Annotated in this window: 27 protein-coding genes; 11 read left to right on the top strand and 16 right to left on the bottom strand. The window is 63.7% G+C overall.

Annotated elements, in window-relative coordinates; genetic code table 11:
* Positions 1-51 precede the first annotated feature (51 nt).
* The 3 genes from dusB to phoU all read left to right on the top strand — a co-directional run bounded on the left by dusB (position 52) and on the right by phoU (position 4,143).
* Entirely contained in the window at positions 52-1,194 is a 1,143-nt protein-coding gene (gene dusB, locus AC2ETI_RS07945) for a tRNA dihydrouridine synthase DusB (protein WP_003939756.1), read from the top strand.
* A 150-nt stretch (positions 1,195-1,344) separates the two neighbouring features.
* Positions 1,345-3,375, top strand: a complete 2,031-nt coding sequence (locus tag AC2ETI_RS07940; protein WP_069145685.1) for an LCP family protein — start codon at positions 1,345-1,347, stop codon at positions 3,373-3,375.
* A gap of 72 nt (positions 3,376-3,447) precedes the next feature.
* Complete coding sequence (gene phoU, locus AC2ETI_RS07935; protein ID WP_003940130.1) at positions 3,448-4,143, top strand: phosphate signaling complex protein PhoU; 696 nt, start codon at positions 3,448-3,450, stop codon at positions 4,141-4,143.
* A 58-nt stretch (positions 4,144-4,201) separates the two neighbouring features.
* Here the strand turns inward: phoU and AC2ETI_RS07930 are convergent, their stop codons facing one another.
* The 13 genes from AC2ETI_RS07930 to AC2ETI_RS07870 form a co-directional block, all read right to left on the bottom strand.
* Complete coding sequence (locus AC2ETI_RS07930; protein ID WP_483633756.1) at positions 4,202-4,948, bottom strand: SDR family oxidoreductase; 747 nt, start codon at positions 4,946-4,948, stop codon at positions 4,202-4,204.
* 90 nt (positions 4,949-5,038) lie between these two features.
* Positions 5,039-5,776, bottom strand: a complete 738-nt coding sequence (locus AC2ETI_RS07925; RefSeq protein WP_020970608.1) for an urease accessory protein UreD — start codon at positions 5,774-5,776, stop codon at positions 5,039-5,041.
* The gene (gene ureG, locus AC2ETI_RS07920) at positions 5,776-6,519 is read right to left on the bottom strand and encodes an urease accessory protein UreG (protein WP_483633755.1); all 744 of its coding nucleotides are present in this window, start codon (positions 6,517-6,519) and stop codon (positions 5,776-5,778) included. Before ureG ends, AC2ETI_RS07925 begins: the two co-directional genes overlap by 1 nt.
* Positions 6,512-7,201, bottom strand: coding sequence for an urease accessory protein UreF (locus tag AC2ETI_RS07915; RefSeq protein ID WP_205906751.1), 690 nt, complete (start codon positions 7,199-7,201; stop codon positions 6,512-6,514). Before AC2ETI_RS07915 ends, ureG begins: the two co-directional genes overlap by 8 nt.
* A 4-nt stretch (positions 7,202-7,205) precedes the next feature.
* Positions 7,206-8,915 carry an urease subunit alpha gene (locus AC2ETI_RS07910; protein ID WP_019745084.1) on the bottom strand — a complete coding sequence of 570 codons (1,710 nt, stop codon included), beginning with the start codon at positions 8,913-8,915 and terminating at the stop codon, positions 7,206-7,208.
* Complete coding sequence (gene ureB, locus AC2ETI_RS07905; protein WP_007733849.1) at positions 8,912-9,382, bottom strand: urease subunit beta; 471 nt, start codon at positions 9,380-9,382, stop codon at positions 8,912-8,914. The genes AC2ETI_RS07910 and ureB overlap by 4 nt, the downstream gene beginning before the upstream one ends.
* Complete coding sequence (gene ureA / locus AC2ETI_RS07900) at positions 9,379-9,681, bottom strand: urease subunit gamma (protein WP_003939800.1); 303 nt, start codon at positions 9,679-9,681, stop codon at positions 9,379-9,381. Before ureA ends, ureB begins: the two co-directional genes overlap by 4 nt.
* 281 nt (positions 9,682-9,962) lie before the next feature.
* Entirely contained in the window at positions 9,963-10,739 is a 777-nt protein-coding gene (pstB, locus tag AC2ETI_RS07895) for a phosphate ABC transporter ATP-binding protein PstB (protein ID WP_019745087.1), read from the bottom strand.
* A gap of 58 nt (positions 10,740-10,797) precedes the next feature.
* Positions 10,798-11,706, bottom strand: a complete 909-nt coding sequence (gene pstA, locus AC2ETI_RS07890) for a phosphate ABC transporter permease PstA (RefSeq protein ID WP_003940100.1) — start codon at positions 11,704-11,706, stop codon at positions 10,798-10,800.
* Between the two features lie 3 nt (positions 11,707-11,709).
* A complete protein-coding gene (gene pstC / locus AC2ETI_RS07885) occupies positions 11,710-12,801 on the bottom strand; it encodes a phosphate ABC transporter permease subunit PstC (protein ID WP_007733846.1) in 1,092 nt (363 codons plus the stop codon).
* A gap of 62 nt (positions 12,802-12,863) precedes the next feature.
* The gene (gene pstS, locus AC2ETI_RS07880; RefSeq protein ID WP_019745088.1) at positions 12,864-13,982 is read right to left on the bottom strand and encodes a phosphate ABC transporter substrate-binding protein PstS; all 1,119 of its coding nucleotides are present in this window, start codon (positions 13,980-13,982) and stop codon (positions 12,864-12,866) included.
* A 193-nt stretch (positions 13,983-14,175) separates the two neighbouring features.
* A complete protein-coding gene (mshD, locus tag AC2ETI_RS07875; protein WP_483633754.1) occupies positions 14,176-15,075 on the bottom strand; it encodes a mycothiol synthase in 900 nt (299 codons plus the stop codon).
* A gap of 1 nt (position 15,076) precedes the next feature.
* A complete protein-coding gene (locus tag AC2ETI_RS07870) occupies positions 15,077-15,829 on the bottom strand; it encodes a winged helix-turn-helix transcriptional regulator (RefSeq protein WP_003939728.1) in 753 nt (250 codons plus the stop codon).
* Between the two features lie 141 nt (positions 15,830-15,970).
* On the opposite strand from AC2ETI_RS07870, the gene AC2ETI_RS07865 reads away from it, so the two are divergent.
* The 8 genes from AC2ETI_RS07865 (at position 15,971) to AC2ETI_RS07830 (ending at position 21,218) form a co-directional block, all read left to right on the top strand.
* The gene (locus AC2ETI_RS07865) at positions 15,971-16,750 is read left to right on the top strand and encodes an LmeA family phospholipid-binding protein (protein ID WP_003939847.1); all 780 of its coding nucleotides are present in this window, start codon (positions 15,971-15,973) and stop codon (positions 16,748-16,750) included.
* Positions 16,747-17,223: a thioredoxin family protein gene (locus AC2ETI_RS07860; RefSeq protein WP_020970612.1), complete on the top strand. Its 477-nt coding sequence runs from the start codon at positions 16,747-16,749 to the stop codon at positions 17,221-17,223. The genes AC2ETI_RS07865 and AC2ETI_RS07860 overlap by 4 nt, the downstream gene beginning before the upstream one ends.
* A gap of 10 nt (positions 17,224-17,233) precedes the next feature.
* Complete coding sequence (locus AC2ETI_RS07855) at positions 17,234-17,320, top strand: putative leader peptide (protein WP_350318872.1); 87 nt, start codon at positions 17,234-17,236, stop codon at positions 17,318-17,320.
* A 129-nt stretch (positions 17,321-17,449) separates the two neighbouring features.
* Complete coding sequence (locus AC2ETI_RS07850; protein ID WP_020970613.1) at positions 17,450-17,920, top strand: DUF4395 domain-containing protein; 471 nt, start codon at positions 17,450-17,452, stop codon at positions 17,918-17,920.
* Between the two features lie 74 nt (positions 17,921-17,994).
* Positions 17,995-18,828 carry a sulfurtransferase gene (locus AC2ETI_RS07845; protein ID WP_020908929.1) on the top strand — a complete coding sequence of 278 codons (834 nt, stop codon included), beginning with the start codon at positions 17,995-17,997 and terminating at the stop codon, positions 18,826-18,828.
* A gap of 2 nt (positions 18,829-18,830) precedes the next feature.
* Entirely contained in the window at positions 18,831-19,136 is a 306-nt protein-coding gene (locus AC2ETI_RS07840; protein ID WP_003939797.1) for a DUF1416 domain-containing protein, read from the top strand.
* A 291-nt stretch (positions 19,137-19,427) separates the two neighbouring features.
* The gene (locus AC2ETI_RS07835; RefSeq protein WP_175470324.1) at positions 19,428-20,033 is read left to right on the top strand and encodes a heme-binding beta-barrel domain-containing protein; all 606 of its coding nucleotides are present in this window, start codon (positions 19,428-19,430) and stop codon (positions 20,031-20,033) included.
* Positions 20,034-20,177: 144 nt separating this feature from the next.
* A complete protein-coding gene (locus tag AC2ETI_RS07830) occupies positions 20,178-21,218 on the top strand; it encodes a type IV toxin-antitoxin system AbiEi family antitoxin domain-containing protein (protein ID WP_080909533.1) in 1,041 nt (346 codons plus the stop codon).
* A gap of 233 nt (positions 21,219-21,451) precedes the next feature.
* On the opposite strand, the gene cydC is transcribed toward AC2ETI_RS07830, so the two are convergent.
* The 3 genes from cydC to cydB are packed head-to-tail and all read right to left on the bottom strand — an operon-like array spanning position 21,452 to position 25,920.
* Entirely contained in the window at positions 21,452-23,140 is a 1,689-nt protein-coding gene (gene cydC, locus AC2ETI_RS07825) for a thiol reductant ABC exporter subunit CydC (RefSeq protein ID WP_483633753.1), read from the bottom strand.
* Complete coding sequence (gene cydD, locus AC2ETI_RS07820; protein WP_483633752.1) at positions 23,130-24,818, bottom strand: thiol reductant ABC exporter subunit CydD; 1,689 nt, start codon at positions 24,816-24,818, stop codon at positions 23,130-23,132. Before cydD ends, cydC begins: the two co-directional genes overlap by 11 nt.
* 58 nt (positions 24,819-24,876) lie before the next feature.
* Entirely contained in the window at positions 24,877-25,920 is a 1,044-nt protein-coding gene (gene cydB / locus AC2ETI_RS07815; RefSeq protein WP_021332107.1) for a cytochrome d ubiquinol oxidase subunit II, read from the bottom strand.
* Position 25,921: the final 1 nt, after the last annotated feature.

The raw sequence follows: 25,921 nt of genomic DNA, 5'->3' as shown, positions 1-25,921 counted from the left end.
ATTCGGTACCGGGCACTTCCAATTGTCACAAGTATTTGTTCAGAGGTAGACATGTCATCCCTACGTATCGGTTCACTCGAGCTGCACAGCCCCGTGGTCCTCGCCCCCATGGCGGGCGTCACCAACGTCGCCTTCCGCACGCTGTGCCGTGAACTCGAACTCGAACGTGCAGGCAGCACGTCCGGCCTCTACGTCTGCGAGATGGTCACCGCACGTGCGCTCGTCGAGCGCCAGCCGGCCACGATGCACATGACCACGTTCGGCCCGACCGAAACGCCCCGGTCGCTGCAGCTCTACACAGTCGACCCGGATACGACCTACGCCGCGGCGAAGATGATCGTCGACGAGAACATGGCCGATCACATCGACATGAACTTCGGCTGCCCCGTCCCGAAGGTGACCCGCAAGGGCGGTGGCTCCGCGCTGCCGTACAAGCGTCGGCTGTTCGGACAGATCGTCGCGGCTGCTGTGCGCGCGACCGAGGGCACCGATATTCCGGTCACCGTGAAGATGCGCGTCGGCATCGACCCCGAACATCACACGCACCTCGACGCCGGCCGGATCGCCGCAGCTGAAGGCGCTGCTGCCGTCGCACTTCACGCACGTACCGCGTCGCAGCGCTACTCCGGCACTGCTGACTGGAACGAGATCACGCGTCTCAAGGAACACGTCACCGACGTTCCGATCCTCGGCAACGGTGACATCTTCGATGCTTCGGATGCTGCCCGGATGATGAACGAGACCGGCTGCGACGGCGTCGTCGTCGGGCGTGGCTGCCTCGGACGGCCATGGCTGTTCGCGGAACTCAGCGCAGCTCTCAACGGACAACAGATCGCCACGCCGCCGACGCTCGGCGAAGTCACCAAGATCATCGCCCGTCACGCCCAGCTGCTCGCCGCACACCACGGTGAGATGAAGGGCTTGCGCGAACTTCGCAAGCACGTCTCCTGGTACATGCGTGGGTTCCCGGTCGGATCGGATCTGCGGGTCTCGATGGCGTTGGTCAGCACGTTGTCCGAACTGGACGACCTGCTCGGACAGCTCGATCACGACGTCCCGTTCCCCAAGGACGCCGAAGGTCCGCGGGGTCGCCAAGGCTCGCCCGGTCAGGTAGCACTTCCGGAAGGTTGGCTCGACGATCCCGAGGACGATCTTGTGCCGGTGGGGGCTGACATGATGCACTCCGGTGGCTAGCGAGAACACGCCGTCGGATTACTCTCATCACTTTCTGAGTGAAGCACTCAGGATTCACCAGTAATATGGCTCCAGCTTCGTCGACAACCGGTTGACGCCGGCATCTGAATGACGAGTTACTGACAGTCGACGACGGGACAGGTTGCATCGGTGGGTGATGATCACGATTCGGGCCCACCTCCGCCCGAGAGCCGCGCCCCCTGGGAACGTCCGCTCGCAGACAAGCGGTTCCGCAACGCCCGCCCGGACCAACCGGCAGCTCCCCAGCGTCCTGCCACACCCCAGCGACCAGCACCGCAACCACCCAGTCCCCCGGAGCGTCGCAGCAGTGGACGGACCGGCCGCCGGGATTCGCCTCCGACCGACGACTCTGTTTCGGTCGCCGAGTTGGTCCGACGGGTAGGCGACAAGAAGCCGCCACCTGCCCCGGCTGCGCCACCCAAGCCGGCTCCGACCAAATCCGTGCCACCCAGGACTCCACCTCCATCAGCGTCCGCGCCGCCCCCGGCCCGGCCGATTCCCGCGCGTCCGACAGTCCCGCCCGCCGCTGCGGACTGGATCACCGAAGAACATCCCGTCACTTCCGCAGTGCCGCGGGTAGTCGGTGACACCGGCGCTACCCGTCTGGCACAAAGCAAGATTCGCCGCCGCCATCGCGCAAAAGTGATCGGCCGATCGGCAGTAGCGTTCCTGGCCGTCATGTCTCTCGCGTTGACCGGCGTCGTCTGGGGTTATCTGCGGTCGGTCGAAGGCGGTTTCGATCAGATTGCGGCACTCGACACCGAGTCCGACGACATCATCGACGCCGGCGGCCAGCTCGGCGACGAGACGTACTTGATCATCGGCACCGATACCCGCGCCGGTGCGAGCGGTGAGATCGGCGCCGGAACCGTCGAAGACGCCGAAGGCGCCCGAGCCGACACGGTCATGCTGGTGAACATTCCCGCCGACCGAAGCCGTGTCGTCGCCGTCTCCTTCCCGCGTGACCTCGACGTCGAACGTCCGATCTGCCAGGGCTGGGACAACGACGCCGGCAAGTACACCAGCGAAACCTTCCCGGCCGCCAGTGGCGACAAGCTCAATGCGACGTACGCACTCGGTGGTCCCAAGTGCCTGGTCAAGGTCATCCAGAAGATGTCCGGCCTGAAAATCGGGCACTTCGTCGGAATGGACTTCGCCGGTTTCGAGCGCATGGTCGACACCGTCGGCGGCGTGAACGTCTGCTCCCCCGGACCGATCGAGGACGGCATCCTCGGAACCGTCCTCGCATCCGGCGGAACGCAGATGCTCGACGGCCGTACCGCCCTCAACTATGTGCGTGCGCGCCACGTCGAAGCCGAGGGTAACGGCGACTACGGACGCATCACCCGTCAGCAGAAGTTCCTGTCGGCGCTGCTCCGCTCGGCCCTGTCCAACCAGGTCCTCCTGAATCCGAGCAAGCTCAACGGATTCATCAACGCCTTCACCAGCGACACGTTCGTCGAGAACATCGACACGAAGTCGCTGGTCACCCTCGGCCGTTCGCTTCAGAACGTCGACGCGGGCGCGGTCACGTTCTTGACGGTCCCCACGGACGGCACCAACGACTGGGGCAACGAGATTCCTCGCACCGACGAGATCAAGTCCCTCTTCCAGGCGATCATCGACGACGAACCGCTTCCGGGTGAAGAGCGCGAGGACACCACACCGTCGTCGACCAGTTCCACGACAACCCCTCCTACGTCCAGCACGCCGCCCGCCGCCACTTCCGTCGAAGCGATGAGTGCCTACAACATCTCGGTCGACGTCTCCAACGCGTCGGGAATCGCCGGGCAGGCCGCGACGATCGCCGACAGCCTCGCTGCCTACGGTTTCCAGATCTCCACGGTCGGCAACTTCAGCGCAGCCACCGGCCTGGCGAATGCTCAAGCCTCGACCACCGTCGTGCGTTACGCAGCAGGTTACGAGGCTGAAGCGGTCACTGTCGCGTCGTCGATTCCCGGTGCGGTTCTCGTTCTCGCTCCGAGCATGGGAGACATGATCGAGGTCGTCGTCGGAAGCAATTTCGCCGGCACCGTCGTCGCCCCCGCGGACCCGGGGACCATCCTGGCGGCAAATCCGACATCGGTCGACACCAGCACCTCGACGGCTCTGCCCGCCGACATCGCCAGCGTCAACGCAGGCGACACCACCTGCGACTGACACGCGTTCATTCACCTTGCGTTCACCTGGTGCTTGTGACTTGGTCTTTCACGGCACGTAGGCTCTGACCTCATGCGCGTGGCTTACAACGAACAGATGACCGAGCTTGCAGACACGCTCGGCGAGATGGCAGGACTGGCAGGTGCCGCTATGGAGCGCGCCACCCAGTCCCTGCTCCAGGCAGACCTGTCCCTGGCAGAACAAGTAATCGGCGAACACGACAAGATCACCGAACTCAGCACCATTTGCGAGGAGCGCGCGTTTGCGCTGCTCGCCTTGCAGGCTCCCGTTGCCGGAGATCTGCGCTCGGTGGTCAGCGGAATCCAGATCGTCGCCGACATCGACCGCATGGGTGCACTCGCCCTGCACGTCGCGAAGATCGCGCGCCGCCGACATCCCAACCACGTGCTTCCCGAAGAGGTCAACGGCTACTTCGCCGAGATGGGACGCATCGCTGTCTCCATCGGTGCGGCCGCCAAGGTCGTCCTCGAGACCCGCGACCCCGAGCGCGCTGCCCGCCTGCGCGAAGAAGACGAAGCGATGGACGACCTCCACCGCCACCTCTTCACCGTCCTCATGGACCGCGAGTGGAAGCACGGCGTTGCCGCCGCAGTCGACGTCACGCTGCTCGGCCGCTTCTACGAGCGGTTCGCCGACCACGCCGTCGAGGTCGGCCGACGCGTCATCTTCCTGGTGACCGGCAAGCTGCCCGAAGAGCCGGAAACCACCGAGAAGGTCGACAACCTCACCTCGTACCCGGATCTCTGAACCCAACCGTCCACGTGAGTAAAAGGCGGCCGCGCACTTGCGCGGCTGCCTTTCCTATTCAGTTCTCGTGTAACCAGGTCTTCAACGTGGGTCCTGCAGTTGTGGATCCCGGCCCGGACAGCAGCGCCCCGCCCTTCATCGCCTTACCCGCTCCCGGCATCGAGATCGGGATCAGCCACTTGCGCCGGCCACGGTATTTCAAAATCTCACGCGTCATGGCCGGGATCTCGAGGACCTCAGGCCCGGCGAGATCTGGAACCCTCCCGGTCGGACCGTTCTGAGCGCACGTCACCAGAGCCTCGGCGACGGTCTTCGCCGCTATCGGTTGGGAGCGCATCCGGGGAACCATCGCGACCGGCCCCAGTCCTAAGAGCGCGATGGTCTTCTCGCCGAACTCGAACCACTGAGTGGATCGCAGAATCGTGAAGGGAATGCCCGACGCTTCCACCGCGCGTTCCTGCGCGGCCTTTCCCTGGTAGTACCCGAAGGACTTCAACTGCGGATCGTCGCAGTTCACGATCGAGAGCAGCACGTGATGCTTCACGCCTGCTCTGGCTTCGGCCGCGGCGATGTTCTTCGCTGCCGTCTCGAAGAACTCGATCGCCTTCTTGGCACTGTTGGTGACGTGATCACTCACGTCGATGACAACGTCGGCACCGACAAATGCTTCGTCCAACCCCGCACCCGTGGAGATGTCGACTCCCGTCGATCGAGCGGCGGCGGCGACGTCATGGCCCCCGATTTTCGCCTGCTCGACGACCAGCTTTCCCATCTGGCCGGTTCCGCCCAGAACAACAATCTGCATGATGCCTCCGTCAAACCCGTGCGCCCGGCTCTCTTCGGCCTGGTCACATACTGGACGACGCAGCCTCCCGAAGTGTGACGGTCGGGCGAATCAGTCGCTGTACTTCTGCGAAACCCGCCCACGCCACTGCGACCAGATCGGATCCAACGCTGCGCTCGCCTCGTGTGCGTGATCGGCCACGGCCCGTGCCAGCATCCCTGCTCCCGCCAGCGGCGTCACGTGCCCTTCGACCACGTCGGAAGTCTTGATCCCCAACAGCATCGTCGTACCGAGCACGCGATGGCCACCGAGAATTCCCGGCAGCGAACGGCCCGGCACGCTACGCAGGTCGAGTGTTTCCACGAGCAGCGCGTCACCGTCGACGGTAATGCGCTGATCCGAGCGAAGGGCACCGCCGGTTTCGCCGGTCCGGCCGAACACGATCATCTCGTCGAGCAGCGCAACCGCATCGGATTCCAGTGAAATATCCACGCGCCTGGTCACATCCGCGCCGCCCGCGACGACAAACGGTGCCGCGCGCCAGATCAGCGCCGCACCGGCGCCGACGCTCGCCGAAGCCGACCACGACGCCCGGCCGCCACGCGCGTTGTACGCGACGGTCCCCGACGGCTCGATCACCTCGAGGCACGTACCCGGAGCGACTACGAATTCGATACGCAGGTCGTCGCCGGCCAGCAGCGTTGCACTGTGCCCTACCAAGGCAATTCGCACGGTGAGCCCGCGAGCGTCGACGAACCGCGGGGCCAGGAAGTCGCCCGAGATCAGCTCTCGCGCAACAGCGGTGTCACCCACTCTCTCGACGACGACCCGCGTAGCTCCGGTGCGCATCAGTGAGCGTGAGAGTGGCTGTGCCCGTGACCGTGTCCGTGGTCTTCTTCATCGGCATGGAAGTGCGGCGCCATCGGCCCCGGATCCTGCGGGGTGTGACTACCCGCACGGTGAGCTGCGATGACCTGGCGAAGCCACGCACTGAGTTGGTCGATCGTCGCGTGATCCTTCTGGCTGAGCGCGAGAACAGGAAGTCCGTCTCGCGCGGCCGTGGCATCGGCCACCATCTGGACCACGTCGACGTCGACGTACGGGGCCAGGTCGATCTTGTTGACCACCAACAGATCTGCCCGCTCGATGCCGGGACCACCCTTACGTGCGACGTCTCCGCCGCCCGCGACGTCGATGCAGAAGATCTGGGCGTCGACCAGTGCCGGGCTGAACGTGGCGGTCAGATTGTCACCGCCGCTTTCCACGATCACCATGTCGAGGGGATGGAACTGACGCTCGAGGTCTTCGACCGCAATGAGGTTCGGCGTCACGTCGTCACGGATGGCCGTGTGCGGGCACGCTCCGGTCTCGACTGCGACGATGCGCTCGATCGGAAGTACGTTGGCCGCGCGCAACAGTCGCGCGTCCTCGTCGGTGTAGATGTCGTTGGTGACCACCGCGATCTCGTACTCCGACGCGAGCTCGCGGCAGATGGTGGCGATGAGGGTACTTTTGCCGGTGCCGACGGGGCCGGCAACGCCGAGCCTCAAACCTCTTGCAGCAGTGGTGGTGTTGTTCAGGTTGTCAAGCACGGAAAATCCTCCTGGATCGAGCGTGGTGTTCGAGTGACCATTGTTCGACCAACGGTCCTGTTGTTGCGGGTATATCTGTGACGCCCTCGACTGCTACGGCAGCCGCGGCGACGGTTTCGATGGTCGGGGCTGCTCGGAGCAACCATTCGACCGGTTCTGCCGGATCCACCGGCAGTAGCTTCAGTGCCGCCGACGCCACTGTTTGAGCGTCGTCGTACAAACAAGATCTGGCTGCCTGTAGGTCGTCCATCCCGGAGATCGCAGTGAAGACTCCCAACGCGAGCGGACGCATCGGATGCCCAGGCAGCGCCATGAGCATCTGCACCACGGGGTGCTGCGGCCACAATCGCGACGCCAGCCTGGCCAGCCCACGTCCGAGCTGAATCGACGCCTCACGCAACGGTGCGCTGGGGGTCCGAGCGAGCAGTTCCCGCGAGATGTCCTCGAGTTCGCCTGCACCACCGGCACTTACGGCCCAGCGGCGCGTGATCACCGTTGCAGCGGCCTCGACAAGTCCCACTGTTTCGAGTCGACCGCGAATGAAGTCGGGGACCTGACTCTGTAGGAGTCCGCCCGCCAGTGCCGGTTCCAACCCCGACGAGTGCGCGTGACCGCCGGTAGGCAGACGCCCGTCTGCCAAGAGCATCGATGCTATCTCGGCAGACGCCATCTCGATTGACATGGTTTCAGAACAGCATGTAGCGCTGAGCCATCGGCACTACGTCAACGGGGTTGGGCGCGATCAGGTCGCCGTTGACCTTGATGGCAAACGTCTCCGGATCGACGTCGATGGACGGCAGTGCCGTGTTGTTCGGCATATCCGCCTTGGTGAGGTGCCGCGTCGGACGAACACCGGTAAGGGTGCGCGTGAGACCGAGACGACCGGCCAGACCGTCCTCGATGGCCATCGGCGAGACGAACGTCGTGGACAGGTGCGGGGCTGATCCCGGAGTTGCCGCGATGGCCGGGCGAACGAACACCGGCTGCGGGGTCGGGATAGCAGCATTCGGATCACCCAGCGGCGCAGCAACAATCGCCCCACCCTTGATCACGGCAGAAGGACGGACACCGAAGAACGCGGGATCCCACAGCACCAGGTCCGCCATCTTCCCGGCCTCGACCGATCCGATCTCGTGATCGATACCGTGCGCCACCGCGGGGCAGATCGTGTACTTGGCGACGTAACGCCGCGCACGCTCGTTGTCGGCCGGCATGCTGGTGCCCAGCTTGCCGTACTGGGCCTTCATGACGTGGGCGACCTGCCACGTCCGCAGGGTCACCTCTCCGATACGGCCCATCGCCTGGGCGTCGGACGAGGTGATGGAGATGGCACCGATGTCGTGCAGAAAGTCTTCCGCTGCAATAGTTGTCGGCCGGATCCGGGACTCGGCAAAGGCAAGATCCTCCGGAACCCGGGGATTGAGCGCATGACACACGATGAGCATGTCGAGGTGCTCGGCAACCGTGTTTACGGTGTGCGGCAACGTCGGATTGGTCGATGCCGGAAGAACGTTCGGCTCACCTGCCGTCACGATGATGTCCGGAGCGTGCCCGCCGCCGGCGCCTTCCGCATGGAACACGTGGATCCCGCGTCCGGCGATCGCGTCCAAAGTGTGCTGTACGTAGCCGGTTTCGTTGAGGCTGTCGGCGTGCAGCGCCACCTGGAGCCCGAACTCGTCGGCTGCTCGCAGAGCTGCGTCGATCGCTGCCGGAGTGGAACCCCAGTCCTCGTGGACCTTGAATCCACCTGCGCCGGCGAGAGCTTCCTGACGCATGGCCTCATGGCTGACGGTGCTGCCCTTGCCGAGGAGAAGAACGTTGAGCGGGATGTGGTCGAGGGCCCGGTGCATCATCGTCAGCGACCAGGCACCGGGCGTGACGGTGGTTGCCTTGCTTCCCTCGGTTGGGCCCGTTCCGCCGCCCGCCACCGTCGTCGTACCGGTCGCGAGCGCTTCCATCATCTCGATTTCACTGAGGAAGTGCACGTGAGTGTCGATCGCACCCGCGGTGAGGATCTTTCCCTCGCCGGCGATCACGTCGGTGCTCGGCCCGATGAGCAACTTGGGGTGCACGCCATCCATGATGTCGGGGTTACCGGACTTGCCGATCGCAACGATGCGTCCGTCGCGAATTCCGACGTCTGCCCGGACGATTCCCCAGTGATCGAGGATCACCGTGTTGGTGATGACGACGTCGAGAGCGCCCTGGTCGCGAGTGGTCAGGCCCTGGCCCATCGACTCGCGGATGCTCTTGCCGCCGCCGAAGACCATCTCGTCGCCGGTCGCGGTGTAGTCGTGCTCGATCTCGATCCACAGATCTGTGTCGGCCAAACGGATCTGGTCGCCTGCGGTCGGGCCGTACAAGGAGGCGTAGCCGCGTCGATCGATCCTGCTCATTCGGCTGTCCTCTCAACTGTCGTCGCAGCGTCATCCGGTGAATCCGCCTCGACTGGAACATCACTCACACGAACGTTCACCGAGGACGCTCGCAAAGGTTCTTCGACCTCGACACCGGGCGTGCCGAACGGCATCACGGTCTTGGGCTCACGCGCATGCGTCGGTAGGTCTTCGTCCGGCACGATCTGCAGGCCCGGAACCCTTTTGAGTCCGCCGAGCGCGATCAGTGTCACCGTCCTGCTTACCCCGGGTTCGAACCGAACCGACGTTCCCGAGGGGATGTCGAGCCGGAAGCCGTCTGCCGCTTCGCGATCGAAGGTCAGCGCCGGGTTGGCCGCTGGAAGGTGGAGATGTGAACCGATCTGAATGGGGCGATCGCCGTCGTTGACGACGACCATCGTGATCTTTTCCGCGTCAGTACCGAACTCGAGCGGTTCGGTGGACACACGTACCTCACCGGGGATCATCGAATGGGCTCCGTCACGGTGACCAGCTTGCGACCGTCCGGGAAAGTGGCCTCCACCTGGACATTTGCAATCATCTCGGGTACCCCTTCCATCACGTCGTCGCGGGTGAGCACTTGCCGACCGGCGTTCATCAGTTCCGCAACCGTCATTCCGTCACGCGCACGCTCGAGAATCCAACACGAGATCAGGGCCATCGCTTCGGGGTAGTTCAGCAGTACCCCGCGCTCGCGGCGGTCGCGGGCGACCATGCCCGCAACGCTCAGGAGGAGCTTTTCGGTATCTGAAGGGGTGAGGTGCACTGACAAGCCCTTCCGGTTGTGAAACGACATCGATCGACAGCGTGCTGTCGGGCCGAGATTAGCATTGCCCGAAGCGTCGTCAGTATCCACGAGATTCACATCGGCGGCTACTTCAGCGCCCACTCGGCGCACTTACGCTGCTCATCGAATTATTCGGGCGCCCAACGACGCTCAGCTCTGCGCCCCGGAGTGGGAACTATCACCACAACCAAAAAGTTTCACCCCCGTCTCCTGTTGGAAACGGGGGTGAAACATCATCGTGCAGTGTGCAATCCCAGGGGCTATCCGAAGCGGCCGGAGATGTAGTCCTCGGTGGCCTTCTGCGTCGGGTTCGAGAAGATCTTCTCGGTGTCGTCGATCTCGACGAGCTGCCCGGGCTTACCGGTTGCCTCGAGGTTGAAGAATGCCGTCTGGTCACTCACACGCGCAGCCTGCTGCATGTTGTGCGTGACGATGACGATCGTGAAGTCCTTCTTCAGCTCGGTGATCAGGTCCTCGATCGCGAGAGTCGAGATCGGGTCGAGAGCGGAGCACGGCTCGTCCATGAGCAGAACGTCGGGCGAGACGGCGATGGCACGCGCGATGCACAGACGCTGCTGCTGACCGCCTGAGAGGCCGCCACCGGGCTTGTCGAGGCGATCCTTGACCTCGGTCCACAGGTTGGCACCGCGCAGCGAACGCTCGGCCACCTCGTCGAGCTTCTTCTTGCTGCGCTCGCCCTGCAACTTCAAGCCCGCGACGACGTTGTCCTTGATGGACATGGTCGGGAAGGGGTTGGGTCGCTGGAACACCATGCCGATGGTCTTGCGGACGCCGACAGGATCGACGTTCGAGCCGTAGATGTCCTCGCCGTCGAGCAGGACCGAACCCTCGACGCGCGCACCGGGAATCACTTCGTGCATGCGGTTGAGTGAACGGAGAACGGTGGACTTGCCGCAACCGGACGGGCCGATGAAGGCGGTGACGCTCCGGGGCGGGACGGACAGGCCCACATCGGCGACGGCGTGGAACTTGCCGTAGTAGATGTTGACGTCCTTGAGATCCAGACGCTTGGCCATTACCGGCTCCCTACTGAGTTGTTGACGCTGTTGAGTACGAACATGTTCCGAGGCCGCATCACTTGCTTCTGACCTGTGAGAAGTGACCGATCAGCTTCGCGACGATGTTGAGGATCGCGATCAGCAGGATCAGGGTCAGTGCTGCGCCCCAGATGCGGTTGGTGCCGGCGTCGGTGGGGTTGTTCATCTCGGCGACCATGACGGAAGGCAGAGTGCCCATTTCGCCGTTGAACAGGTCGAAGTTGATGAACGGCGCGTAGCCGACGAGGATCAGCAGCGGCGCGGTCTCACCGAGCACGCGGGCCAGGGCCAGCATGACGCCGGTGATGATGCCGGGAAGCGCCGTCGGCAGAACGATTTTCGAGATGGTCTTCCACTTCGGCACACCGAGCGCGTACGACGCCTCGCGCAGATCCATCGGGACGATGCGCAGCATTTCCTCGGTGGAGCGGATGACGACCGGGACCATGAGAAGGACCAGAGCCAGCGACACGGCGAACGCGGACTTGGGGAAGCCGAAGGTCGCGATCCACAGTGCGTAGATGAACAGCGCGGCCACGATCGACGGAACACCGCTGAGGATGTCGACCATGAACGTGGTGAGCTTGCCCAGCTTCGACTTCCGGTCGGCGTACTCCACCAGGTAGATCGCGACGAAGATACCGAGCGGGATGGAGAAGACCGCACACACGATGCCTTGCAGCAGGGTGCCGATCAATGCGTGGTAGATACCGCCGCCGTCGGCCGACGCCGTCAATCCGCTCAGCGAGTTGGTGAACCACGTGGGCGACGTCAGAGCGGGCAGGCCCTTGGCGATGACCGTGAAGAGCACCCAGACCAACGGGATGAGCGCGATGACGACTGCCAAGCTCACCAGGATGGTCGCGATGACGTCCTTGGCACGACGACGGGCGCCGACGCCTTGGAAAGTGGGGGCCTTGACCGGCCGGTCCAGAGTGGAGGTCATGGGTCAGTCCTTCTTTCCGGCGATCACTGCGCGGGCAGCCGCGTTGACGACGAAGGTCAGTACGAACAGCACCAGTCCGGCCGCGATGTACGCGCCTGCCTGGATGTCGTTGTTGAACTCCGCGTAGCCGAGGGCGATCTTGGAGGCGATGGTCGAGCCGCCGTCGAACAGCGACCAGCCGAAGGCCTGAGAGGTGGTGCGCAGGATCAGGTACAGCGCCATCGTCTCGCCGAGTGCGCGTCCGAGACCGAGCATCGAGCCGCTGATGTAGCCGGACTTACCGAACGGGATGACCGTGGTGCGCACAACTTCCCAGCGCGTGGCGCCGAGAGCGAGTGCTGCTTCGATCTGTGAGCGCGGGGTCTGGATGAACACCTCGCGGGTCACTGCGGTGATGACCGGAAGGATCATCACGGCGAGGACGATGCCTGCGGTGAAGATGGTGCCGCCGCCGGTGATCGATCCGCTGCCGTCGGCGAAGAGCGGGAACCAGCCGAGAGTGTCGTTGAGCCACACCGCGACCGGGGTGATGGCCGGAGCGAACACGAGAAGTCCCCACAGGCCGTAGACGATGGACGGCACGGCCGCGAGGAGGTCGATCGTGTACGACAGTGGCCGCGTGAGCCACTTGGGTGAGTACGAAGTCAGGAAGATCGCGATGCCCAGTGCGATCGGCATCGCGAGCACCAGTGCGAACAGCGAGACCAACACAGTGACCTGGAAAAGATCGAGGACACCGAACGCCATCGCGTTGATGTTCTGCGTCACCCATTCACGGCTGGTCAGGAAGTTGACCTGGTTCCGGCTCAAAGCAGGAACAGCACGCCAGATCAGGAACGCGCCGATCGCCGCGATGACAACCGTGATGAAGATTGCCGAACCGGATGCGAGCGAGCTGAAGATGCGGTCACCCGGACGGGTCACCGTCTTGCTGTTGCCGCTTCCCGGACCGTCACCCTTCGGAGGATGCTCGGTTTCTGGAGCCTTGGTGGAAGTAATCGTGTCCTCCGTGGTGCCGTTCGGACCGCCCACCCCGGCCCCGCTGGTTGCGGGGCCGGGAGAACGAGATGTCGAGGTGATGGGCGCGTCACTCATGTGCGCTCACTTCCTTCACGTCTGAATGTAGATCCATGAGCTTGTCCGCACGAGTCTCTAGGTCAGCTGATTGCCGTGATGGACGCGTTGAGGCGATCCTGGACGTTGGCCGGCAGCGGGACGTAACCCTGCTCGGCCAGGTTGGCCTGACCCTCGTTGGCCGCGCTCGTCAGGAACGACTTCACTGCTGCGGTGGTGTCCGCGTCGTAGCCCTTGGAGCAGACGATCGAGTACGTGGCGAGAACCAGCGGGTATGCGCCGGCTTCGTTGGTCTTGAAGATCGACGCGAGGTCGAGCGTCAAGTCGCCGGTTGCGTCGGACTTGAACTTCGCGCCTGCGATCGACTTTGCGGCCGAGTCGTTGGTCAGTGCGACTGCCTCGGAGCCGGTGTTGATTTCTGCAACCGAGAGCTTGTTCTGATCGGCGAACGACTTCTCGACGTAGGTGATCGAACCCGGTGCCGTGGCAACTGCCTGTGCAACGCCCGCCGAACCCTTGGCGCCCTCACCGACGCCACCGGTGAAGTCGGACCCTGCGCCCGACGTCCAAGCACCGTTCGATGCCGCGTCGAGGTACTTCTGGAAGTTGTCGGTGGTGCCCGAGGAATCGGAGCGGATCACGGTGGTGATCTTCTCGTCGGGAAGCGAAGCACCGGAGTTGAGCGCGGCGATTGCCGGATCGTTCCACTTGGTGATGCCACCGTTGAAGATCTTCGCGAGAACCTCTGCGTTGAGAACGAGCTTGTCGACGCCGTCGAGGTTGTATGCAACTGCGATCGGGCCGAAGACGAGGGGAAGGTTCCAGGCTTCGCCGCCGACGCAACGCTCCTTGGCCTTGTCGGCCTGCTCGTCCTTGATGGCCGAGTCGGAGCCGGCGAAGTCGATCTGGCCGGCGATGAACTGCGTGCGACCGTCGCCCGAACCGCTGGGGTTGTAGGCGACGTTGACGGTCTTGCCCTTTTCCTGGCACACGGAGATGTAGGTGGCGACGAACTGGTCCATGGCATTCTTCTGTGCCGAGGAACCAGCGGCAGAGAGGTTGCTCTTGCCTTCGCACGTTGCGTTCGATGCGGACGCGTCCACACCCGTCGACGACGAGTTGTTGTCGCTGCCACATGCGGCCAAGGTCATGGCGCCCACGGCCACTACACCGAGCAGGGCACCACTGCGCTTGAGATTCACCAAGATCCTCCGGAAATCGCTACCGCCACGCCCACGATCGGGCGGCGACATGAGATGCAAAATGATTGAAATCTGCATCAGGCAACACGGCGCTGCCCACAGAGAAAAGTAGGCGGGCGCGGTGTCCGGTTGGACCACACATGGTTAACAGAGAATGAACAGACTGGACATTTCTGCGTGTTCGACTGTGACGTCAGAGCGCGCGAGCGTAAGCCATGTCCACGTGGAACCGATCGAAGCCGAGTCGCTCGTACGTGTGGAGGGCGGCAGTGTTGTCACCTTCGACGTACAGAAGGACCGTTCCGAGGCCGCGATCGCGCAGGTAATGCATGCCTGCGAGAGTCAGCACTCGGCCGAGACCACGTCCCTGCGCCGCGGGATCGATCCCCACGACGTACACCTCCCCCAACTCCGGATCGTCACCTTCGGGTGCGTGCACCTTGGTCCAGTGAAAGCCGAGAAGAGTATCGGGATCGGTGTCCGCGAACGCCATGAACAGACCGGCCGGGTCGAACCAGCCTTCGGCCGTTCTCTCGTCGATCTCCGCCTGGGTCCAGCCACCCTGCTCGGGATGCCAGGAGAAGGCCGCGTTGTTGACGCGAAGGATCTCGGAATCGTCTTCGGGCCCACGGTACGTCCGCACCGTTATACCTTCGGGCACAACGGTTTCCGGAAGCTGCGGAGTATCGAGAGGTCGACGCAGCTGGAGGAGTTCACGAACGCTGACCAAATCGAGGCTCTTGGCGAATTCCACTGCGGCGTCGACGTTTCCGTGCGCCCAGACTCGCGTGCCCGGCCGACCTTCGTCGAATACCGCTGCGGCAAGCCTGGTTCCGATACCACGGCGCCGCGCCTGCGGGTCGACCACCAACTCGGCCATGTCGGGATGCTCGTCCGAACCGGCTTGCAGCTGTGCATAACCGACGACCGTATCGCCGTCGAGTTCGAGAAAGTGTCGTGCTGCGCCGCGCCCGGCAACGGCATGGCGCCCCTGTTCCGACACTGGCGCCTTGCCGTCGAACTCGGTCGCGCGATCGAGAAGCGCGGAAACCTGCTCGGCGGATCCGGCCGACAGTGAATCTGTCCAACCCACGTCAGACCACCGATCCGTCGGCCGCATCGTAGTCGACGTCTTCGTCGTCCTCGAACTGAACGGGAGCAGCTGCGCCGCCCTTGGCCCTGGTCGGACGCACTGCCTTGTATCCGACATTTCGGACTGTACCGATCAAGGACTCGTATTCGGTGCCGAGTTTCGCCCGCAGACGACGCACGTGGACGTCGACCGTCCTGGTGCCGCCGAAGAAGTCGTAGCCCCACACTTCCTGCAACAGCTGTGCCCGGGTGAATACCCGACCGGCATGCTGCGCGAGGTACTTGAGCAGCTCGAATTCCTTGTAAGTCAAATCAAGGGGCCGTCCACGCAGTCGTGCCGTGTACGTCCCCTCGTCGATAACCAGTTCGCCCAGCGTGATCTTTCCCGACGCTTCCGGACTGGCAACACCGCCGCTGCGGGCGACCAACAACCGCAATCGGGCGTCCACCTCAGCCGGACCGGTACCGGGAAGCAGGATGTCGTCCAACCCCCAGTCGGCGTTGACGGCAACGAGTCCGCCTTCGGTGAGGACGGCGACCACAGGTACTGCGGATCCTGTGCTTCCGAGCAATCGACACAACCCGCGTGCGGCAGCTAGATCAGTGCGCGCATCCACCAATGCCACGTCCGCGGAACTTGCCTCGAGTAGCGAGGAAACCTCTGTGGGGGCAGGCCGAACCGAGTGCGCCAGCAACGCCAACGCCGGTAGTACAGCTTCCGGGTTGGGGTCGGAGGTGAGGAGGAGCAGTTCCACACGGCCTCCTATCTAGTAGCCCGCGCAACCCGTGAGGGCAACGCTCGAGTAGTTCGACGCTTTTGGTCGGTCCCTACATTAGCGTGCCTGGTACCGGGGCCGTCGCATCGAACCCCGACCGGAGTCCGTCACAATGGTGCGGTGCGCAAACTGATCATCGGCATCGTCTTTCTCCTCGGCCTCGGACTGGTGGCCGATTTCGGCGCTGCCGCGTACGCCGAGTACCGGGTTTCCCGCGAGCTCCGAACCGGCGCATCACTCGAGTCGGATCCGGAGGTCACCTTCAACGGGTTCCCCTTCCTCACCCAAGCACTCGGCGGGAAATACAAGGACGTCTACGTCAGAGCTACCGGCGTCCAGAGCGACGTGGTCGGCGAAGTGACCGTCGAAGCCGACCTGCGCGGGGTCACCGTTCCCTTCTCCGACATCGTGAACGGCAATGTCACCCAGCTCCCCGTCGACAAACTCGACGGCCGGATGGGAATCAACGCCACCGACCTCGGAAAGCTGCTCAACATCCCTGACCTGCAGGTATCTTCGCCGCCGGCCAACAAGTCGGATGGCACCGGGGGCAGCGGTGGAACGGGCGCGAGCACCGCGGGGGCCGTCGTGCTGACCGGAACGGTTGCCGTCGGTCCGGTCGAGACTGCAGTGAGCGTCCAGGCCAACCTGGTTCTGGAAGGTGGGCAGGTCAAGATCGTCGCAAGCAACCTGTACTTCGGTCCGGAGGGCAAAGCCGATTTCTCGATCCCCGCAGCACTCGAACCCGTGGTCCTCGGATTGTTCAGCTACACGATCGATCCGCAGGCACTCCCCTACGGAATTCAGCCGAGCCTGGTCTACGCGGAAGGCGGAAGAATCGTGATCGAAGGCAGCGCCGAAAACACGACGATCGATCTCGCAGAGCTGCAGAACCGATGACCGGGATCACAATTCTGCTGGTCGCGCTTGTCGCCGTCGTCGCGGTCGGGCTCTTTCTCAAGTCACGCAACGGGAAGGTCCGAGTCACCACGCCTGCCGCAGCCGGCGCCGCTGACAGTCGCCTCGAACTGCTGAGTTCTGCCGGAGTCTCTTCGCCGAACGGCGGACCCGTCGTACTGCATTTCTCCGCCGACTGGTGCGGACCGTGCGCGGCAGTACGCCGCGTCGTCGGCCAGGTTGTGGTGTCGATGGCGGACGCTCCCCGTCCGCCGGTGGAGATCGAGCTCGACATCGACAAGGAACCGGCCCTCGCACGCGAAATGAGCGTCCTGTCGCTGCCCACCACGTTCATCCTCGATGGTGGCCTGGAGGAACAGTTCCGAGTGTCCGGAGTTCCGTCCGCAGCCGATCTGAAAGCTGCGCTGGTACCACTATCCGGACCCCACGAGCCAAAATCCGAGAATTCGGGGTAAACTCGCCGACGTGCAAACCCGCCACGAGCTGATGCTCACCCGACGCCGCGCAGTAGACCTGTGCCGCCTCGGGGGCTGTTGCTGTACCTGTTGCTGATCACCACATCCGTCAGATCTCTCTGACCTTCGAGCTTTCGCTCACGTGATCAATACACCGAGTGGGACTTTGCGTCCCCTTTTCTCGGTCCAGGCAAGCACCATGCAATCCAGCGCAGGAGCACTCCCGATGTCCACAACCACAGCCCAGCTCGAGCAAGTCGACGTCCGCGGACCTCGGTTCGCCGCGTGGGTCACCACCGGCGTTCTCGTTCTCACGCTCATCCTCTCGACCTTCTCTCTGCCCGCCGCCACCGTCGTTCTCGCATTGCAGGCGATCGTCTTCGCAGTCGGAGCGGTACTCGGCCCCAAGCGCAGCCCGTACGGCCAGATCTTCGGCAAGCTCGTCGCCCCGCGACTCTCGCCGGTCAGCGAACGCGAACCCGTGGCGCCGCTGCGCTTCGCTCAGTTCGTCGGCTTCGTCTTCGCATTGGCAGGCACGGTCGGTTTCCTGGCCGGGTCGACGATCGTCGGCACCGTTGCCACCGGCTTCGCCCTCTTCGCGGCCCTGCTCAACGCCGCGTTCGGCATCTGCCTCGGCTGCCAGATCTACCCACTCGTCGCCAGGCTGCGAAATACCGGCCGCGCGACCACCGCGTGAAAACGCTTGCCACACAACCCCGCTGAACCCCTGCTAGATATCGACCGATGCAAGACCACATCGAAAGGAACACCATGGCTCGCTCCGACGTCCTAGTCTCCGCTGACTGGGCTGAGCAGAACCTCAACACCCCCAAGACCGTTTTTGTCGAGGTGGACGAGGACACCAGCGCATACGACGGCGGCCACATCGAGGGTGCAGTCAAGCTCGACTGGCGCAAGGACCTCCAGGACGGCGTCCGACGCGACTTCCTGAACCAGGAGCAGTTCTCGGACCTGCTCTCCGCCAAGGGCATTGCGAACGACGACACCGTCGTTCTCTACGGTGGCAACAACAACTGGTTCGCTGCTTACGCGTACTGGTACTTCAAGCTGTACGGCCACCAGGACATCAAGCTGATCGACGGCGGCCGCAAGAAGTGGGAACTCGACGGACGCCCGCTCTCCAAGGACGCAGTCAACCGCGAAGCCACGCAGTACAAGGCCGAGACCCCCGACTTCTCGATCCGCGCATTCCGCGACGAGGTCATCGACGCCATCGGCAGCAAGAACCTCGTCGACGTTCGCAGCCCTGACGAGTTCTCCGGCAAGATCCTCGCTCCCGCCCACCTTCCGCAGGAGCAGGCGCAGCAGCGTGGCCACGTCCCCGGAGCCATCAACATCCCGTGGAGCACCACCGCAAACGAGGACGGCACCTTCAAGTCGGACGACGACCTCACCAAGCTGTACGCGGAGAAGGGCTTCGACGACACCAAGGAAACGATCGCCTACTGCCGCATCGGCGAGCGCTCGAGCCACACCTGGTTCGTACTGCAGGAGATCCTCGGCAAGAACAACGTCAAGAACTACGACGGCAGCTGGGTCGAATACGGCTCACTCGTCGGCGCACCGATCGAATTGGGAGCCTGATCATGTGTGGAGCACCTACCCAGGGGCAGACCCTGCCTGCCGGCGTCGACGTCGAGAAGGAAACGGTCATCACCGGCCGCGTTCTCGCCGCTGACGGCCAGCCCATCGGCGGCGCATTCGTGCGCCTGCTCGACGGCTCCGGAGAGTTCACGGCCGAGGTCGTGGCATCGGGAACCGGCGATTTCCGCTTCTTCGCCGCTCCGGGCGAGTGGACCGTGCGTGCACTGTCCAGCTCGGGCAACGGCACATCCACCGTCGCTCCCGAGGGCTCGGGCGTGCACAACGTGGACGTGACCGTCAGCAAGTAATTCCTGCTTTTCCAGGCGGCCCCGCACCCCTTCGGTGCGGGGCCTTCTGCATTCCGGCTCCCGATTTTTCCGGTCGGTCGCCGCGGTCTAAGATGTACCCGTGGTCATTTTCTTCGAGGTACTCCTCGCACTCGCATCCGTCATGATCGCTTGGTTCTCCGTGTACGTCGTGTACCGCTTGGTCACCGACGAGTCGTGAGTCAGGCTCCGGATTCAGGGTCCGACGCGACCGCTGACGATTCCGCCGCTGCAGGTGCCGTAAGGCGCGGCAGCGGGGACGAAGCTGTCGCCATCGCCGTCGAGCGCTCCAAGTCGACGGCGTCGCTCAACATTCCGACCCTGCCGGACCTTCCGTTGCCCGAGGACACCGCAAACCTGCGCCTCGGCCCGGACATCAATCCCGAACTCCTCGCACTGCTCCCCCTCGTCGGCGTCTGGCGCGGCGAAGGCGAAGGGCACGACGAGACCGGCGACTACGCCTTCGGTCAGCAGATCGTCATCTCTCACGACGGCGGCCCCTACCTCAATTGGGAGTCCAGATCTTGGCGTCTCGACGCCGACGGCAAGTACGTGAGCCCTGATCTGCGTGAGAGCGGGTACTGGCGCATGGGCGGCGACGGCATCCCCGGCAGCGTCAACCAGGAAGTCGTCGAACTCCTGCTCAGCCACAGCTCCGGCGTCGTCGAAATGTACTACGGCCGTGCGCTCACCCAGGCGTCGTGGGAACTTGCCACCGACGTGGTGATCCGCAGCCAGTCCGGTGCACTGTACGGCGGCGCGAAGCGCCTCTACGGCATCGTCGAAGGCGGCGACCTCGCGTACGTCGAAGAGCGGATCATGTCTGACGGTGGCCTGGAACCGCGCCTCTCGGCGCGGCTGACCCGCTACATCGGCTAGTTCTGCTGTGCGCCTTTATTAACCCCCGGCGGTTAATAAAGGCGCACAGCAGATCCATCCACAGGCACCGACAAATTCCACAGGCGGGCTCTGGAGCGGCAGTTTCGACCGATTCCTGTCGGACCGCGATCTCACGGTATTCGCATGAACTGCGACTACATCGATCCTGATCTCCGAAGACTCTTCGACTTCCAGCACGGGCTCGCGACCAATAAACAGCTGCGCCCTTTCGGCTATTCACCACGGCGCATCCAACATCTGGTCGAATCGGGTCAATGGACTTCCGTCCTCCACGGCGTTCAATCCAGCACCAACGGCCCACTCAACCGAGCAATGATTCTCGAGGCCGCCCTTCTCTTCGGCGGCGGAGAGACCTACCTGAGTCACCGGACTGCAGCTGAAGAGTGGGGGCTCACGCACATCGAGTCCGAACTGCCGGTCCACATCACTGTCCGATACGGCAGATCCTCACGCTGTCAGAGTCCGACGGTCAGACCCGAACGCTCCCCGGCGCGCCCCGTTCCGTTGGGGTGGTCCACTGCCCATCCCGGAGTGATCGTTCATCGTTCACGCGCTCAGGCCCACATCGGCGTTGCCACTCAGCCTGCTCGTACTTCGCTGGCCGACACCGCAATTGACCTGGCGGTTGCAGAGCCGTCGGCTCGCGACGCCGCTCGTTCTCTGGTCCGATCGGCCACGGCGTGCAAGGTGTCCCGGATGGAACTACGCACCCGAATGGAATGCCGCCGGCCGAGGCGATATGTCAAAGCGCTGTCCTCGACGTTGGACCTCTTGGATCGCGGCGTCCAGTCGGTACTCGAACATCGCTACGCAATCGAAGTCGAGCGCGCACACGGTTTACCGGAAGCGCGACGGCAATCGCCGGTCCTCGTCGACGGGAGAACTCTCTACGAGGACGTCGACTACCGCAATTGCGGTGTCGCACTGATCGTTCGACTCGACGGATTTGCCTTCCACTCTTCTCGGGCGACTGCACTGCGGGATCGGCGGCGAGGTAACGCATCCGAACTGTCAGGCAACGCCACACTGGTCTTCGGTTGGGAGGAGGTGGAGGGGGCCTCGTGCCGGACTGCAGCCGAGGTCAGAGCGATCCTCGAGCGCAGTGGATGGTGGGGGCCTAATCCTTGTCCACGCTGTGCGCCTTTATTAACCGCCGGGGGTTAATAAAGGCGCACGGCACGAAGCGACCCCCGAGCCACACCCACGCTTTCGCGCGGATCCCGGTCGGACTGATCGGGGGCTCGGGGGTCGGGTGGCTGCCTGGGATTCGCCGGCCGCTCACGCGGTAAGTGAATTCCATCAGCGATTGCGGCTAGCTGGCAGCCACCTCACGCGTCCGTCTGTACTTCAATTTCAGACCACCTCCTTCCTTGTGTAAAGGAGAAAGTACGCCCACTTCACGACGACGGCAACGTATTTTCCACAGAAACTTTTCCGACGCATATCACCTGGTCAGCTGCTGTGCCGTCCGGAAGTTGGTGGGTGACGACAACAACGGTTCGCGAAGAATCGACCAGCGTTGCGTCGCGACCGAGCAACTCGCGGAGCAACTGAGCACCCGCCTCCGCGTCCATGTGCTCGGTCGGCTCGTCGAGCAGCAGCACCTCCGCAGGCGAGACGATCGCGCGTGCCAACAGCAACCGACGACGCTCACCGCCCGAAACTGCTCGCATACCGCCGACCAGGTAGGTATCGAGCCCTTCCGGCAGTTCCGACAGCCAGTCGCCGAGACCAACTGCGGCAAGTGCCTTCTCCGCGTCCTCGGCTGTGAGGTCACCCCGCGCAACGCGCAGGTTCTCGAGTACCGACGTCTCGAAGAGGTGTGCGTCTTCGGCGAAGTACCCGACGTGCCTGCGCAGTTCGGCCGGATCGATATCCGAAATATCCACTGCGCCAACGCGAACTGTTCCCGCGACGGGCGGCAGCAACCCCGCCGTCGTCATCAGCGCGGTGGTCTTTCCGGATCCACTCTCCCCGACGACGGCAACGCGGGCACCGCGAGGAAGATCCACGGAGAGCGGTTCGGTCACTTTTCCCCCGGGCCAACCCGCCTGCAATGCATGCACGCTGAGAATCCCGTTCTCCGGCCACGCACGATTTCCTTCGACGTGTTCCGCGTCGGCTCGATCGAGTACCGCCATGATGCGAGCCGACGCCAGCCGCGCCTTGGTCAACGCCACTGCCGCGCTGGGCAGTATCGCGGTTCCCTCGAAAGCCGACAGCGGAAGCAGTACAAGGATTCCCATGGACATCGGTGACATGTCGGTGGTTCCGTACAGCGTAATTCCGATCAGCAGGGCACCGAGGACGCTCACGCCGATTGCCAGGGGCGTCGCAGCGGCGCCAAAGGCACTCGGTACCGCCGCGCGATCGGTTGCATCGACCACCTCGTTCTCGGCGGACACAGCCTCGCTCACCGCCTGATCCAAGCGACCTGATACTCGAAGCTCAGCGGAATGGTCGAGCGCGGTCACCGCTGACGCACTGAATCGCGCTGCGGCAGCTGAACTGTCGGCCTCCGCAAGTCGAGCAGCTCGCGCCGACAGCCAGGGCGCCGCAATCCCGGACACGGCCAGCGCAACAGCCAGAATGAGTGCGGCCGGAACCGAGATGAACAACAGGATTCCCACCGCGGCGAAGGCAAGGACAACCGAAACAGCTATCGGGATCAGCGCTTTGACGACGACGTCGCCCAGCGCGTCCACGTCGGAGCCCGTACGGGAGAGCAGGTCACCGCGTCGTAGTCCGGCGGCGGCCGCGGGATCTCCCGCTGCCAACTGCTGGTAGATCCTCGACCGCGCTGCGGTGGTGCCGCGCAATGCGACGTCGTGCGTCGTCAATCGCTCGAGATAGCGGAAGACACCACGTGAGATTCCCAATGCGCGTACGGCAACCACGGCGACGCTGAGATCGAGAACGGGAGGCATCTCCCACGCGCGCGTGATCAACCATGCGGACAGCGCGGCCAAGGCGAGTGCGCTACCGAGTGTTGCCACACCGGCGGCCACCGCCGTCAGTACGCGTCGTGGTCGAAGTTCCAGTAGCCGAAGAGCACGCAGAAGCGGATCGTGAGCGTCACTTCTCATGAGCGCGCACCTCGACGATCCGGTCAGCTGCGGCGAGCACACTCGGACGGTGGCCGATCACGACGACTGTGTCGCCGCGCTCCGCCCGTGCTCTCAGAGAAGCCAACACTGTCCCTTCCGAATCGGAGTCGAGGTGAGCGGTGGGTTCGTCCAGGACAAGAACTGCGCGGTCGGAGGCGAGCACGCGTGTCAGCGCCAGTCGTTGTCGCTGCCCCAGCGACAAACCTGTGCCGCCGACGCCGATAACGGTCTCGACACCCGCAGGCAGCTCGGCCAATACCGCGTCGAATCCCGTCGCAGCAGCGGCGCGAGCCAATGCTTGCGCATCGACGACCCCGGTGAGATCGAGATTTTCACGAACGGTGCCGGGTAGCAGGACCGGATGCTGGGGAAGCCATGCCAACTGACTCCACCACGCGTGCTCGTCCAGGTCTCGGACATCGACGCCGGCGACCGTCACGCGGCCACTGCTCGGTTCGATCAGCCCGAGTAGCGCGTGCACTGCCGTCGACTTGCCGCAGCCGTTGGGACCGGTGAGCACGGTGATCGCCCCTGGCAACGCCACGGCGGAAAGTTGAGACGGTGCGACTCCCCCACGAGAGGTCACGCCGAGTCCGTCGAAGACGATGTCGGCGCCGCAAGCGACCACCGTCGTGCTACCACCCTCCGGTGCCGCAGAATCCGCCTCGATCACCTCGAATGCCTTGTCGGCTGCTGCCATTCCGTCCTCGGCGGCGTGGAACTGGGTTCCCACCATCCGAAGTGGCAGATACACCTCGGGTGCGAGGATCAACGCGACTATCCCCGGCTCGAGTGACATGTCCCCGTACACGAGTCGCAAGCCGATGCTCACGGCCACCAATGCGACGCAGAGTGTTGCGAGCAGTTCAAGCACCATCGAGGACAGGAACGCTACGCGCAGAGCAGACATGGTCGTCCGTCGATGGGCGTCACCGAGTTCACGGACACGCTCGGCAGGGCCTTGCTGACGACCGAGCGCTCGCAGCGTCGGCAGTCCGGCAAGTAGATCGAGCAGTTGCGAAGACAGCGTGGTCATCGCTGCCAACGTCTTCTCCGACTTACCCTTCGTCAGCAAGCCGATCAGAATCATGAAGATCGGGATCAGCGGCAGCGTCACGAAAATGATGACCGCAGACGTCATGTCCTGCACCGCAATGACTATCAGGGTGATAGGCGTCAGTGTCACCGACAGGACCAGAGCCGGAAGGTATCCCGTCAGGTACGGACCGAGGCCATCGACACCGCGGGTGACCACGGTCGCGATCTCGTCACGCCGAGGATCCAGATCGCGCGGACTCATCGCCGTCGCCGACGTCAGCACGCCGTTCTTGATCTCGGCAACGACGCGAGTCGACGCCCGGTGCGCATACCTGGTCTGCAACCAGGTCCCCAGAACCCTGACCGTCACAGCTGCGGCCAGAACAACCAATTCGGTTGTCCACGAAGAAACATCCACAGTTCGAGTGGTGATCACTCCGGCCAGGACTCGGCCGATCATGAGCGCCGCGACGATGACCATCACGACGTTCACCATCGACAGAGCGACCGTCAGGATCAGATAGCCGCGCGCAGAAGCGGAATGTCGCCACAGCCGCGGGTCGATCGGCCCCCGGCGACGCTCCCGAGTGGTGGGAGCGTCGCCTACTTCGATAGTCACGTGAATTCGACCGTCAGTTCTTTCGTGTTTCGAATCTTTTGTGATTGCGGGTTTGCCATTACCACGTCTTCTCCTTGAATCGCAGACCGATCGACGCCGGAATCTGCTTGGAGGAGATGCGCTGTCGGAACACCCAGTACGTCCAACCCTGGTAGATGATCACCACCGGCGTCATGAATGCCGCGGCCCACGTCATCACCTTGAGCGTGTACGGACTCGACGACGCGTTCTCGATGGTCAGGCTGTACGCCGGATCGAGCGTCGACGGCATGACGTTCGGGAACAGCGAGGCGAACAGCAGCACGACGGTGGCGATGACGGCCACACAGGTGAGAACGAAGGCCCAGCCTTCGCGCTCGGCCCGCGTCAGGAAGACGACGCCGATCAGTGCAGCAGCAGCGACGGCTACCAGAATCCACGTCCATCCCTTGCCGTAGGCGAGCTGCGTCCACAGGACGAATCCGCCGGCGACAGGAATAGCCGGAATTGCGAGTCGTGCAGCAATTTTCACTGCGTCTTCACGAACCTCGTCTGCACTCTTGAGCGCCAGGAACACAGCGCCGTGGAGAGCGAACACCAGTGCGGTGGTCAGACCGCCGAGCAGTGCGTACGGATTGAGCAGATCGAAGAATCCCGACTCGACCTGCTTGTCCGCGTTGATCGCCACGCCCCGAACGATGTTCGCGAAAGCCACGCCCCAGAGAACTGCCGGGACCCAGGAGCCGAAGATGATGCCCCAGTCGCAGCGCTGACGCCATTTGTCGTCGTCGATCTTGCTTCGCCATTCGATGGCACAGATTCGAACGATCAAGGCCACCAGGATGATCAGCAGCGGCAGATAGAACCCGGAGAACAAGGTCGCGTACCACTCCGGGAATGCCGCGAACATCGCGCCACCGGCGGTGATCAGCCACACCTCGTTGCCGTCCCACACCGGGCCGATCGTGTTGAGCGCCACCCGTCGACGCGTATCGGCCGGGAGGTCACTGCCTCTGCCGACGATCGGCATGAGCATTCCGACACCGAAGTCGAATCCTTCGAGGACGAAGTAACCGATGAACAGTACTGCGACGAGCACGAACCATACTTCTTGAAGTCCCATG

It is taken from the genome of Rhodococcus sp. MurmanLake-1 (assembly GCF_056945715.1).
The sequence above is the reverse complement of the archived record's forward strand: the minus strand, read 5'-3'. Positions and strand labels throughout refer to the sequence as shown.

Coding starts and splice junctions, on each gene's coding strand:
- AC2ETI_RS07840 (WP_003939797.1), top strand. CDS start 18,831: ATGTGTGGAGCACCTACCCAGGGGCAGACCCTGCCTGCCGGCGTCGAC.
- phoU (WP_003940130.1), top strand. CDS start 3,448: ATGCGCGTGGCTTACAACGAACAGATGACCGAGCTTGCAGACACGCTC.
- ureB (WP_007733849.1), bottom strand. CDS start 9,382: ATGATCCCCGGTGAGGTACGTGTGTCCACCGAACCGCTCGAGTTCGGT.
- AC2ETI_RS07915 (WP_205906751.1), bottom strand. CDS start 7,201: ATGTCAATCGAGATGGCGTCTGCCGAGATAGCATCGATGCTCTTGGCA.
- AC2ETI_RS07860 (WP_020970612.1), top strand. CDS start 16,747: ATGACCGGGATCACAATTCTGCTGGTCGCGCTTGTCGCCGTCGTCGCG.
- pstC (WP_007733846.1), bottom strand. CDS start 12,801: ATGAGTGACGCGCCCATCACCTCGACATCTCGTTCTCCCGGCCCCGCA.
- pstA (WP_003940100.1), bottom strand. CDS start 11,706: ATGACCTCCACTCTGGACCGGCCGGTCAAGGCCCCCACTTTCCAAGGC.
- AC2ETI_RS07850 (WP_020970613.1), top strand. CDS start 17,450: ATGTCCACAACCACAGCCCAGCTCGAGCAAGTCGACGTCCGCGGACCT.
- AC2ETI_RS07910 (WP_019745084.1), bottom strand. CDS start 8,915: ATGAGCAGGATCGATCGACGCGGCTACGCCTCCTTGTACGGCCCGACC.
- AC2ETI_RS07845 (WP_020908929.1), top strand. CDS start 17,995: ATGGCTCGCTCCGACGTCCTAGTCTCCGCTGACTGGGCTGAGCAGAAC.
- pstB (WP_019745087.1), bottom strand. CDS start 10,739: ATGGCCAAGCGTCTGGATCTCAAGGACGTCAACATCTACTACGGCAAG.
- AC2ETI_RS07830 (WP_080909533.1), top strand. CDS start 20,178: ATGAACTGCGACTACATCGATCCTGATCTCCGAAGACTCTTCGACTTC.
- cydC (WP_483633753.1), bottom strand. CDS start 23,140: ATGAGAAGTGACGCTCACGATCCGCTTCTGCGTGCTCTTCGGCTACTG.
- AC2ETI_RS07930 (WP_483633756.1), bottom strand. CDS start 4,948: ATGCAGATTGTTGTTCTGGGCGGAACCGGCCAGATGGGAAAGCTGGTC.
- cydB (WP_021332107.1), bottom strand. CDS start 25,920: ATGGGACTTCAAGAAGTATGGTTCGTGCTCGTCGCAGTACTGTTCATC.
- AC2ETI_RS07925 (WP_020970608.1), bottom strand. CDS start 5,776: ATGCGCACCGGAGCTACGCGGGTCGTCGTCGAGAGAGTGGGTGACACC.
- dusB (WP_003939756.1), top strand. CDS start 52: ATGTCATCCCTACGTATCGGTTCACTCGAGCTGCACAGCCCCGTGGTC.